This is a genomic window from Amphibacillus sediminis NBRC 103570 (assembly GCF_001552275.1).
Taxonomy (GTDB): domain Bacteria; phylum Bacillota; class Bacilli; order Bacillales; family Amphibacillaceae; genus Amphibacillus_B; species Amphibacillus_B sediminis.
The window spans coordinates 112,032-124,579 of record NZ_BCQW01000005.1 but is presented as its reverse complement, the minus strand read 5'-3'; the positions used below and the strand labels follow the sequence as shown (position 1 = coordinate 124,579).

10 protein-coding genes are annotated in these 12,548 nt (G+C 38.9%); 3 read left to right on the top strand and 7 right to left on the bottom strand.

The genetic code is table 11. From position 1 onward, the window contains the following. Window positions 1-9 precede the first annotated feature (9 nt). Entirely contained in the window at window positions 10-930 is a 921-nt protein-coding gene (locus ASE01S_RS05680; protein WP_067839655.1) for a peptidoglycan DD-metalloendopeptidase family protein, read from the bottom strand. Between the two features lie 518 nt (window positions 931-1,448). On the opposite strand from ASE01S_RS05680, the gene ASE01S_RS05675 reads away from it, so the two are divergent. The 3 genes from ASE01S_RS05675 (at window position 1,449) to ASE01S_RS05665 (ending at window position 4,387) form a co-directional block, all read left to right on the top strand. Next, entirely contained in the window at window positions 1,449-1,655 is a 207-nt protein-coding gene (locus ASE01S_RS05675; protein WP_067839652.1) for a heavy-metal-associated domain-containing protein, read from the top strand. Between the two features lie 50 nt (window positions 1,656-1,705). Next, window positions 1,706-3,592, top strand: coding sequence for a heavy metal translocating P-type ATPase (locus ASE01S_RS05670; protein ID WP_067839650.1), 1,887 nt, complete (start codon window positions 1,706-1,708; stop codon window positions 3,590-3,592). Window positions 3,593-3,691: 99 nt separating this feature from the next. Next, window positions 3,692-4,387: a Crp/Fnr family transcriptional regulator gene (locus ASE01S_RS05665; RefSeq protein WP_067839647.1), complete on the top strand. Its 696-nt coding sequence runs from the start codon at window positions 3,692-3,694 to the stop codon at window positions 4,385-4,387. A gap of 583 nt (window positions 4,388-4,970) precedes the next feature. Here ASE01S_RS05665 and manA read toward each other — a convergent pair. The 6 genes from manA to celB form a co-directional block, all read right to left on the bottom strand. After that, window positions 4,971-5,927: a mannose-6-phosphate isomerase, class I gene (manA, locus tag ASE01S_RS05660; protein ID WP_067839643.1), complete on the bottom strand. Its 957-nt coding sequence runs from the start codon at window positions 5,925-5,927 to the stop codon at window positions 4,971-4,973. A 24-nt stretch (window positions 5,928-5,951) separates the two neighbouring features. Beyond that, window positions 5,952-6,866: an ROK family protein gene (locus ASE01S_RS05655; RefSeq protein ID WP_067839640.1), complete on the bottom strand. Its 915-nt coding sequence runs from the start codon at window positions 6,864-6,866 to the stop codon at window positions 5,952-5,954. 399 nt (window positions 6,867-7,265) lie between these two features. Further along, window positions 7,266-9,212: a BglG family transcription antiterminator gene (locus ASE01S_RS05650; RefSeq protein WP_083512025.1), complete on the bottom strand. Its 1,947-nt coding sequence runs from the start codon at window positions 9,210-9,212 to the stop codon at window positions 7,266-7,268. Window positions 9,213-9,457: 245 nt separating this feature from the next. Then, complete coding sequence (gene gmuD, locus ASE01S_RS05645; protein ID WP_067839634.1) at window positions 9,458-10,843, bottom strand: 6-phospho-beta-glucosidase GmuD; 1,386 nt, start codon at window positions 10,841-10,843, stop codon at window positions 9,458-9,460. 12 nt (window positions 10,844-10,855) lie between these two features. After that, window positions 10,856-11,164, bottom strand: a complete 309-nt coding sequence (locus tag ASE01S_RS05640) for a PTS sugar transporter subunit IIA (protein ID WP_067839631.1) — start codon at window positions 11,162-11,164, stop codon at window positions 10,856-10,858. An 85-nt stretch (window positions 11,165-11,249) separates the two neighbouring features. After that, window positions 11,250-12,533, bottom strand: coding sequence for a PTS cellobiose transporter subunit IIC (celB, locus tag ASE01S_RS05635; protein ID WP_067839628.1), 1,284 nt, complete (start codon window positions 12,531-12,533; stop codon window positions 11,250-11,252). Between the last annotated feature and the right edge of the window lie 15 nt (window positions 12,534-12,548).

Genomic DNA, 12,548 nt, shown 5'->3' with positions numbered 1-12,548 from the left:
AACCCTCTCTTATTCTTGGTCAGTAGCGAAGAAATTTATGTAATACTCTGGATCTACAGGGATTCCATCTTTAAGTACTTCGTAGTGAAGGTGCGGTCCAGTGCTTCGACCGGTACTTCCGATTGCCCCTATGATATCTCCCTTTTCCACTATGTCGCCAACTTCTACATTAATTTCAGATAAATGGGCAAAGAGTGTTTCATATCTTCCGCCATGGTCGACCTTGATCGTTTTACCATATCCACCATATGATGATTCGGCTAAGGTGACGACCCCATTTGCTGGTGTGTAAATAGGGGTACCAATCGCCCCCCTAACATCAATCCCTGAATGAAAAGCCTTTGATCGATTGAATGGATCATTGCGTGATCCAAAAGATGAGGTAATCGTATTGGGCTCAGTTGGCCAGCCGAATGGAATCGATTGGAGGTTTTGGTCGAGCTGCTCAATATTGTCTAAAGCATTAAGATAGCGATCGATCCAGACTGTTGAATTAATCATGAGCTCTGTATCATCTAGGTCGAGATCGTCGAACTCTTCATCATTGATAGGAATTTCAATACCACCCAGTGCTTCGTCTGGTAATTCAATGATATATTGATGAAACTTTTCTTCTATTTCGTTTAATTCTCTATAACGCTCTAAGACCGTGTCGCGTTCACTTTCAAGCTCCTGAACTTCTGCTAATAAAACATCCTTATCATTTTTTAAGTTCTCAACCCGTTCTGTTAAAGATTGATTAGATATTTTTAAGTAACTGTTTAATGACAAATGATAGATTAAGAGAACAATCGGCGAAATAGCGAGTAATACGATAGGTATAAGTATGAATCGAGGAAAATAAAGCCGTTTAATCTTATTACTCGTTTTATTTGAAACAAGTGTAAAGGTGAGCATCCTTGGTTTAAATTTCTTCTTCTTTAGCCTCATTTAGCTTGTGCTCCTTTCCTGTCATTTCAACTAAATATTACTTAAATAGAGATAAATCGTGTTAGTCCACTAATACCATACTTAAATACCTAAATTTAATCAAGAGATTGTCCAATTTTGTAACCAAGTTGAAATATAAAAACCTATAAATCCAAAGACTTCCACCTTAAAAGGACCTTTACTGATGTGTAAAAGTCTGTCCATTCTTATTTCGGACAAATAAAAAATTGTTAAAGTCATTATGCTTAAATATTATTTGTCCTTCATTCAGCAGAAGTTTCCCACTTCTATAAATGGAGAGATGAATCCCTATTTATTCTATTCAGTCGGGATACAAGCCCCAGCTGAATCAAGTTAAAGTAATGCCTCCGGCGGATGCCGCAGATGTTATCGAGCGAAGCTCGATAACGCAAATACGCTAAGACGATTCTATTTTAACCAAAAATTGACCGAGATCAATTTTTGTTCAAACTTTATTCGATAAACTAAAACAATCAAAGAAGAAGGAGGGACTGCCAATGGAAACAACGATACTGTCTATAGAACAGCTAAGCTGCCCAAGCTGTGTCAGAAAGATTGAGTCAGGGATACTACGTATACCTGGTGTTGAGTCTGTTCAAGTTAAGTTTAATGCAGGTAAGGTGAAAGTAACCTTTGATGCAAGTCATACAAATACGACAGAGATTAAGCACGTTGTTGAGCAACTAGGATATGTTGTGAGGTGAAGATAGAGCATCGATCATCATGGTTTGTGCTCTGCATTGGGGGGGATAAGATGTCAAAGAGGATTCAGCACTATAAGAATAAAATAATGGTAGCGGCTGGGTTATGGATCGTTTTAGCAGTAGCTCTGTCCATCATGAATAGAAATACAGCAGCCAATTATCTGCTTCTGGTAGCTACTGGTATAGCTAGTCTTCCTATATTTGATCAAGCTTTTCAAGCTATTAAGTTAAAAGTAGCTAGCATTGAGCTACTTGTAAGCATTGCTGTTATCGGTGCTCTTGCTATTGGTGAGTTTATGGAATCAGCCGTAGTAACGTTTCTATTTCTATTTGGTAGCTTTTTAGAATCACATACGCTTGCCAAAACACGTGCTTCTATCCGATCTTTAGTTCAATGTGCACCTGAGTATGCGACCGTTCTAAAGCAAGGGAGAGAAATGACGATTGAGATTGAGCACGTTCAAGTAAATGATCTGGTCGTTGTGCGCTCCGGTGGCAAAATACCTGTGGATGGACCGATTGTACGGGGTGAGGCGTTGATTAATCAAGCGATGATGACTGGTGAAAGTATACCGGTAAAAAAAAGAAGTGGAGACTACGTTTATAGTGGTACGATTGTAGATACAGGTTTTATCTTTATGAAGGCAGAAAAGGTTGGTGGGTCGACTGCCTTTGCTAAAATTATTGAATTAGTAGAAGAAGCTCAGGATGCAAAATCCAAAACGGAACGTTTTTTAAATCGTTTTGCCCAATACTATACACCAGCCATTGTTGTCCTTGCACTTATTATTTACCTTGTAACTCGTAATACGCATATCGCAATCACTTTCTTAGTAATAGCCTGCCCAGGCGCTTTAGTAATTGGTGCACCAGTTTCAAATGTAGCTGGGATCGGGAACGCGGCTAAGAGAGGCATATTACTGAAGGGTGGAGAGGTAATGGATCGTTTTAGTCAGGCAGATATATTTGTTTTTGATAAAACAGGCACATTGACGCTTGGTAACCCTAAAGTAACGTCAGTGCTTAACCTAAGTACAGTGATAGCAGAAAATGAATGGCTTTCAACCGTAGCTGGGATTGAGCAAGCATCAGAGCATCATATTGGGAGAGCAATTGTTCACGAGGCTAAAAGAAGAGATTTAAACCTGAACGCTTTTACTCAAGTTGATCTGATTAAAGGGAGAGGTCTTCATGCTATAATAAATGGAGAGTGTTGGATGATTGGAAATCGTCAATTGCTAAGCGAGTCAGGTATTCAAATGAATCAGCTGGCTTTTGATTATGAACGGGAAGAAGCTAATGGTCAAACGGTTATCTTTGTTGCTAAAAATCACGACATTCTAGGTTTGATTATGATAGCTGATCAGGTCAGACCGGAAGCGCGTAAAGTGATGACACAATTGAAGCGACAAGGAGCGAATCAAATAGTCATGTTAACTGGAGATAATAAGCGAACAGCATCGACTGTAGCAAATCAGTTGGGCATTGATCATGTTCATGCAGAATTGATGCCTAATGAAAAAATGGAGTATATCAAGAATGTCCAAATTGAGGGGCACCGTGTTGTGATGGTTGGGGATGGAATTAATGATGCTCCTGCCTTAGCTTTATCTGATATTGGCGTTGCCATGGGAATCAATGGTACAGATGTGGCGGTTGAAAGCTCTGATGTGGTTTTGATGGCTGATAATCTAGCTCAACTTGTCCATGCCTATCAGTTAGCCAAACAGACAGTACGCAATCGTAGACAGAATATTGCAGTTGCATTATTAACGGTCATCATCTTATTAGTCGGGGTCTTAACTGGCTCGATTCATTTAGCTTCTGGAATGCTTATTCATGAAGCGAGTGTATTAATCGTGATTGCAAATGGCATGCGCTTAATACGCTTTAACTTCATTAAGCAGAAGTCTCTCGCTGCTATGTGGGGGAGATAAATGCATAGTATTATATATTCAGAGGAAATTATTGAGCGAAGCTCGATAAAATATGAGCGCAAATATGCTAAGGCGCATTTGATATAAGGGGGAGGTTAGGTGGGAGGTCAACACACTAAGAATGGTTCGCTTCAGAACTGTGTACGAATTGTTCCGCTATTTAATCATTTAGCTCCAAATCAATTAACAGATGTGATGACAACCGTTCATTCTGCACATTACCCTGCGGGAACACATCTCTTTCATGCGGGCGATCAATCAGATGCATTGTATATTATTCATACTGGGAAAGTTCGACTATATCGGTTATCAGATTCGGGAAGGGAGCAGCTCATTCGATTGTTATCGCCGGGTGATTTCACAGGTGAGTTAGCCCTTTTTTTAGAAAATAAGCATGAATCGTTTGCCGAAGTGATAGAAGCTTCACAAATTTGTAAAATTGCTCGGACTGATCTACGGGCATTGTTAATCAAATATCCAGCTATATCATTACAGCTTTTAAGAGGATTAGCGAGAAGGCTAGAGGAGTCCGAACAGAAAAATTTACGCGTGGCCACTGAAACCATTCAAGCAAGACTGCTACGTTTCCTTCTAACACTAGTGCCAGCTAATCAAAAGCAAGCCACGATTTATTTACCTATGTCCAAAAAAAACTTGGCTGCCTATCTGGGCACTTCTCCTGAAACAATTAGTAGAACGTTATCAAAATTAGAAAAAAATGGATATTTAACGCAATATGGTCATAGGGGAATTTTTATAGAGGATATCGAATTATTGAAAATGATCGATAGCTAAATAGAAAGTTTGTCAGGCTATAAAGGAAACTTCGTTCAGTGGGGGTTTCGACGCATAGGATGTGCTCGTGTAGACATTGCGACATGACGTCACGAACTTAGTCAGCTTCCTCTCTCCCCACACTGAACGTTAGTTGAACCAATCGGGCCGTTACTGGCTGTTGGATTCCCCACTTAGACATAACGTGTTCCCTTATTTCTTAAAGTGGGAGTCTTACAAAAAGCCCTTCGATGGGGCAAGTAATCGCAGCTCCAGCCAGTTATACTGCGATTAAATTATTGAACCACTAGCAATTGAGAGCTCATTCTGGTTGATAATCTAGATCAATGTCGTAATGATATCTCGTTTATAATTAGGATCATTTCTTGTTTAAATTAAATCCGGCGGTAACATGGAGGAGAGGTGATTGATATCGCTGGATGCAACAGGCTTTCAGAGGGAATTGATCTAACGATGCTCGATAAAATCTGGGCAAATCACCAAGATGCATTTGATTTAAAAGGCATGAGTTCAGAGACCAAAACTGAACTCATGCCTGAACTGTTATCAGAACTAGCCTTAGGCTATTCAAACTGCTGGTATACTAGGGATGTGAGACAACTAATTCAGCTTCCCCCACTAATTGATAACGATCAACAGTGGCTGGGATAATAAAATGGTCGCCTTTTTTTATTGAAAAGCTTTGTTCATTTAAGATTAGCTTAGCACTACCGTTGATCACACTTAGCTGAACAAAATCAGCTTCCCGATTTAGGCTAACGCTACCATCTAGTATCCAATGGTAAACGGTAAAGTACTGTTCTTCCACTAATTTTTTAATCGTTAAATCATCAACAGTCGTTTCGGTTTGGTTAATTTTTGGATCTTGATGAGGGGCTGTAGTCACTTCTATTGATGCCTCAAGGTGTAACTCGCGTTTCTGGCCTTGGTCATCTGTGCGATCATAATCATAGACACGATAGGTAATATCAGAGCTTTGTTGAGTTTCTAAAATCACAATTCCTTTTCCAATCGCATGAATACTGCCACTAGGAACGTAGATAAAATCGCCAGCTTGTACTGAAATTCGACGCAACAAAGCATCCCATTCTCCCTGACGCGCCATTGTTGCAAATGTCTCTTGGTTCGGGGCATGATGACCGAAAACAATTTCTGCATCTGGCTCTGCTTGAAGGACATACCAACATTCAGTTTTACCATAGGGCTGCCCTTCTACTTCTTGAGCATATGTATCGTCCGGATGGACCTGTACGGATAGATCACGAGCGGCATCAAGTATTTTGACTAATAGCGGGTAAGCTTCGTTAGCCCCCGTTCTTTTATTAAAAAGTTGTGGCTGTTTTTCCCATGCGTCTAACAATGTTTGTCCGGCAAGCGGTCCATTCAAAATTTGGCTAGGTCCGTTTTCGTGGGCGGAGATAACCCAAGCTTCTCCAATTGAATCGTTCGGTATCTTGTAGTTAAAGAGTGAGCTAAGCTTATTTCCACCCCAAATTCGCTCTTGGAACACAGGTGATAAAAAAATCGGTTCAGTATACATCAATTCTCCTCCTTAATGATGCGATCAATTTGTTTGTTGAAAGAAAAGTGCAGCAGCACCAATTACGCCAGCATTTTGATCTAGTAAAGCAGGAACAATAGCTGTTTCGCGCCCCTCGGGATTTAATGCATATTTACGGACATATTGCTTCATTCCTTTAAATAACACATCACCAACCTTTGATACACCACCACCTATAACAATTTTTTCTGGATCAAAGGTGTTTATCAATGTGGTGCAAGCTATCCCAAGTACACGAATAACACTTTCAATGAAAGGGGTTAAGATGGGATCGTTTTGCTGATAACGAGCAAATACTTCTGCAGTTGAAAGCTGAACACCTGCTAGCTCTGTTCCCTTTCTTGCGATAGCTGTTCCAGATGCGATATGCTCTAAGCAGCCATATTGCCCGCAAATACACTGACCAAAGCTTGGATCAATAACGGTATGACCAAAATCACCTGCATTACCTCTTGATCCTGTAATTAATTGTCCGTTGGCATAAATACCGGCACCAATACCCGTACTTATCGTCATATAAATAAAATCATGATTAGCCTGTGCAGCACCAAGCCATTTTTCTGCCAGGGCAGCGGCATTTGCGTCATTTTCTAATCGAACGGGTAACTTGAAAAATTGCTTTATTTGCTCAACAATCGGAATATTGATCCAATTCTTTAAATTTGGCGGGCTAGTGATAATGCCTTCTTTACTATTTAAGGGGCCTGGTGCGCCAATACCGATCCCTGCTATTTGATCTCGATCTATCGAGTAGGTTGCTAGCTGTTGCTCTACAGCCAGATTAATACGTTCAATCATCTGGACAGGTGCAATGCTTAGGTCTGTTGCCAGTTTGTCCTGACTTATTATTTGGCCAGACTGATTAACAATTGCTATAGCTACCTTTGTCCCTCCAATATCAATCCCAATTGCGTACAACCGTTTACCTCCTCTAACTCATTTTTTCGGCAAGAAGAACTGGCTGGATCATTCCTCCTGCCATGCTGCCTTTTAATCGATGGCCTTTAAATCTATTAAATCATTCATGCTTTTACTGTACACCTAATTCTATCATTAATTTACTAGAAATTGTTATGAATATTGTATTGATAACAATTTTACAGTACCTTTGGAAAGACTATTGGATTTCACTAAGTGAAACCGCTCGCTTTTTTTAGCAGTCTCAAGATTTCGAGAAATCATTGAATTCTAAGAAGTAGCTAAACCTAGATAACATCATCGGCACGCCACATTCCGTTTTGACAATTAGGTATGGCGCAATAGCTATCTAATAGGAGTTTGCTGATGTTCGGTACTTGTTATTGTCGTGCTGAAATATTACTGATTATGGGTAATGAGCGTGTTGATAAAATCTCGATAATTTTGACACTGAATAAGCTGCTGAATCAGATTAGCGTTATCAACCATTTTGCCTAGCATCTCATACATGTTTTGTAAGTCTTCTTTACTGTCCTTTTCGACATTAAGTAAACAGATAAATTGAACGCGTTTGCCTGCCCAATCAATCGGCCTTTTTAATGTGCAGATGGTTAAGAATGTCTGATTGGTTTGAGCTGTAATCGGATGTGGTATGGCTATCAAATTACCATACGCTGTTGGCGCAATTTCTTCTCGTTCATAAATAAGGTCTAAGTAGTGATCAGGTAGATCTATTTTAAGGCTAATTTGGTTTACAAGAAAAGAAAGTACCGATTCCTTAGACTGAAAGCCTTTATTTAAAAATAGTAACTCCTCTCTAATGTAGTCAAAGACACTATTAATATCTTCCTCAACAAATGCTTCAATTTTTTGAATATCTTTTTCTGCCAAGATCGCATTAACTTCAATAACCGGAACAGGAATATCCTCATTAATTGGAACAGAGCTAACGATAAAGTCCGTCTGATCAAATGGTATTTGTTTTAGTTTATAAAACTCAGTCGTTCCTAGAATCTCAATTCGTGAACCAAAAACAGATTTTAGCTTATATTTAATGAGATGAGCACTACCAAGACCAGAAGCACAGACAATAAAACAACGCATTGGTCCTGTTTGTAATTTTTTACGTTCAATTGCAGCCCCAATATGCAAGGCGATATAGCCAATTTCACTTTCGTCTATTTCGACATTCATTTCCTCTTCAAGTACCATACCTGCAACTATAGCTGCTTCAAAAGCGAGCGGATAGTTTAGCTTGATATCATTGAGCATTGGGTTTCGAACATTCATCCCATATTTATAGCGATTGATTGCAGGTTTTAAATGTAGTCCTAAACCAATGATCAGCTCCTTGTCATGTCGAATACCGAGATGCATTTTGGCTTCGATCGCTTCTAATATTTTGGCTGTCATGGTTTGAATTTGTTTCTCCATAATATTTTCGAGCTCGGTTTCGCTCATGTTAGTCTGGCTGACCATTTTGGTCCCGAGTAAATGGATAGCAATGTAAGCCACTTCAACAGGTGGAAAGCTAACATTAAGTATTTGCTCGGTAGCAGCTACGATATTTTGTGCTACTTTATATTCTTTTTGTTTTGTAATTTCATTTATATCTTGATTAATAAGTGATACATGGTGGCCACTTTCGATTCTTCTATAGGCAATAACGATATGGATAAATAAGTTGTTAATGGCGATATCAGCTAATGAGATGTTATGTTGTTTGATTTGATGAATAATTACTGACCAGATTTGATCCAACTGTTCCTTTGTTGCACCAGTGATTAGTGTCAATTGATCATGCCAAATAGCGCTTGAGCCTGATTCACTACGATCAAAAATATATTCAGACATAGCAAAGCGTAGCTTGACTTCACTGCCAGTTGCTTTTAGACCATAATTAGGCTTTTTATCTAAGTGAATCTCATGCTTGCCAAGTATTTTCTTCACCCCCCGTAAGTCGCTCTGAATTGTTGATTTACTTATATGCATTTCATCACATAGATCATCAAGCTTTAAATAATCCTCTGCTAGTAAAAAACGTTTAACTAAATAGTTAACACGAGCATCCGGTGAGTCTAACACTGCCTCGTTATGACTATCATTATCCAAAAGCTGATTCAAATAATTTCTAAAGCGTTGGTCGTCATTGATCACTAATTGATAGCCTGTACCACGTATTGATTTAACTTTGGCACCATGGTGTTGTAGTGAATGGTCGAGTACTTTAATATCGTCACGAACCGTCCTTGACGTTACATCAAGGATGTGTGCCAAATAGTCACTCGTTATCGGTTTGTTTGACGCCATTAGTTCGCGCAAGATTATAATAATACGGGAGTTCAATTTATCCATCCCCTTTGGTTCATACTAAAATACCTATATTTATAATGTAGCAGATAATGATGAACGATGTTCAATCCATTTTTTTACACTTTAAGAAAGTGTAACTTTTCCATCGGACGAAAGTATAAGAAAAACGATAGCTTTCGCCATAGAACTTGGTGATAAGCTTAACGACAATTACGTTATTAAGCGTAAAAGCGTAGCAATTACTTGCTACGCTTGATCGCCTTAAATTCTGATGCCCTTTAATCATTAAATCCGTTTTGTCTCGACACCTCTGCGAACCATTGCGCACTTTTTTTAGCTGTTCGCTCTTGGGTCTTAAGGTTAACAGAGAAGAACCCGTAACGATTTTTATAGGCATTCATCCATGACCAGTTATCCATAAATGTCCATAAATGATAGCCTTTAACATTACAGCCTTGCTCAATTGATTTATGCAACCATTTAAGGTGACCTTTAATAAAGTCAATGCGGTAATCGTCCTCAATTCGACCATTTTTTAAAAAGCGTTCTTCATTCTGAACACCCATTCCGTTTTCGGAAATAAAGGATTCAATATTACCATAATTCTCTTTTAAGTTAATCATGATATCATAAATCCCTTTCTCATAAATTTCCCAACCGCGATATGGATTCATTTTTCTGCCAGGCATCTCATAATTATCAAAGAACCAGTCAGGCATAAATGGACTATATGGATTAGGCAAGTTTTCTTTTGCTTTGACACGTCGAGGTTGATAGTAATTTACCCCTAGTAAATCAATTGTATTTTCCTTTAATAATGCTTGATCGCCTGCTTCTGTTTTTGGTAAATGGCCGTGTTCTTCGAGTAATTCGATCAAATCTTCTGGATACTCTCCCTTAACAGCTGGGTCAAGGAAACTGCGATTAAAAAATAAATCACAGATGTGAGATGCCTTAAGGTCTGCTGGGTTTTGGCTGCGTGGATAAGATGGTGTTAAATTTAAAACAATCCCAATCTTTCCATCATACTGGGCATGATAGACTTTGACAGCCTTTGCGCTAGCAATCATCGTATGATAGGCAACCTGTATAGCCTTTTTGGCATCGACTAGATTAGGGTAATGAAAATCGTACAAATAGCCACCTTCAACAGGTACAATCGGTTCATTGAAGGTAAACCACTTTTTAACTCGATCTCCAAATAGGTCAAATGCTACTTTAGCGTAGTCGACATAGGCATTAACTACGGCACGATTTTCCCAGCCGCCTACTTCTTGTAACTCAAGGGGCATATCGAAGTGGAATAAGTTGACGAACGGTTCGATATCATTTGCGATTAACTCATCGATCACGTTGTTATAAAAGGTAACCGCTTTAGGATTAACCTCTCCAATTCCACCAGGGATGAGGCGGGCCCATGATATTGACATTCTAAAGCTATTATGACCAATAGCTTTCATATTGCTAATATCTTCTTTATAGCGGTTATAAAAGTCTGAAGTTAAGTCTGGTCCAACACCTTCAAAAAAACGATTCGGCTCAATCTCGAACCAATGATCCCAGATATTCTTTCCTTTATCACCTTGATTAGATCCTTCTGTTTGTGTGGCTGAGGCTGCGCTTCCCCACCAAAAGCCTTTTGGAAATTGATAGTTTAAAGTCATTGTTACATCCCCTTATTTATTTCGATAGATTTCGATAATTTCAATTGCTAAATCTCTTACTGTCATGGATGTCATTAAATGATCCTGAGAATGGACGAGGATGACATTGACACCTTGACCATCGCCACGTGCTTCTTGCTGTAATAGCTCTGTTTGATACTTATGGGCTTTACCAAGCTCTTCGCTGGCTTCTTCAATTTTTTTATCAGCGGCTTCAAAGTTACCTTCTTTAGCCTCTTGAATGGCTTCCATTGCGCTTGATTTGCCATTGCCTGCGTATAGGATAATTTGAAACGCAATCTCTGTCATCGTTTGTTCCATGTTGTTGTCCCCCTCGTTAAGTCCATTAAACACCATACGTATTTCCTGGTAAAGCAGGAAATACGTATGATTGGTTTAGTAATATTTAAGCTGCTTTTTGTTCGTTTTTGTAGTACTGATTATCCATTATCTTGATAAATGGAACCCAAATTGTAAATACAATTGCCATATTAATTAATTGCATCACACTACCCATTATATTGTTTCCAGTAGCTAAATAGCCACTAATTAAGGCAGGCGTTGTCCAGTATACTATTACACCAGATGGTCTAGGGACAAAACCAATGTACATGCAGAAATAGGTAACAATAGCAACCACGACGGGTGCAAGTAGCCAAGGGATAATAACCAAAGGATTCATAATAATTGGTAAACCAAAAATGACAGGCTCATTAACATTGAAAATTCCGGAACCAATCCCAAGCTTACCAAGCTCCCGTGATTGTCTGCTTTTCGCTACGACAAAAATAGCAATTAAAACTGCCAAAGTCATCCCAGAACCACCGATACCAACAATAAACGTATCAATAAACTGCTTTGTTACAATATTAGGTAAAACTTCTTCTCCTGCTTGATAGGCAGCAAGGTTTTGATCATTAAGTGAGAACCAGATTGGATCAAGTACTGAGTTAATAATAATTTGACCATGTAGTCCAAAGAACCAAAAAATTTGGATTAAAAGAACAGCTACAATTGTTGCTGGAAGTCCACTTCCAAGTACGGTTAAAGGCTCTTGAATAACCGTGTAAATGAAATTTTGTACTGTGTCGTAAGGCGTATAGCTAAAGATAATTCTAATTACTAAGAAAATTGTTAAAGTAAAAGTAATTGGAATAAGTGCACTAAATGAACGAGAAACGGCATCTGGAACACCAGCTGGCATTTTTATTGTAAGGTTTTTGCTCGTGAAGAATTGGTACAGTTCCGCTGATATAAATGCAGTGAATATCCCAAGGAACATACCTTGTGCGCCTAAAACAGAAGTTGGGATTACGCCAGTAGTTTCTTCAACAATTTGTGGAGTAAGAACAAGGAAGGCACCAATTGCTACAACTCCACCATAGATAGATTCGCCACCTCGCTGTTCAACCATTTTATAACCTATACCTATAATTACAAATAAGCCCATTATACTTAACGTTGCAGCTGAAGCGGGTCCTAATGTATCTTGAAATAGTGAGTAGGCATCCTCCCCGATCCAATCTTCTATAAAGGGTAAGTTAGCAATAACAACAAAAATCGAACCAAAAATGATTAGCGGTAAGGCAACCATAAATCCATTACGCAATGCCGTTAAATAACGGTTGTTATTTAACTTATCTGCAACTGGCATGAGCACATTTTCTAACGTGTCCATAAATTTATTCATTTGTTTTCCTCCTTT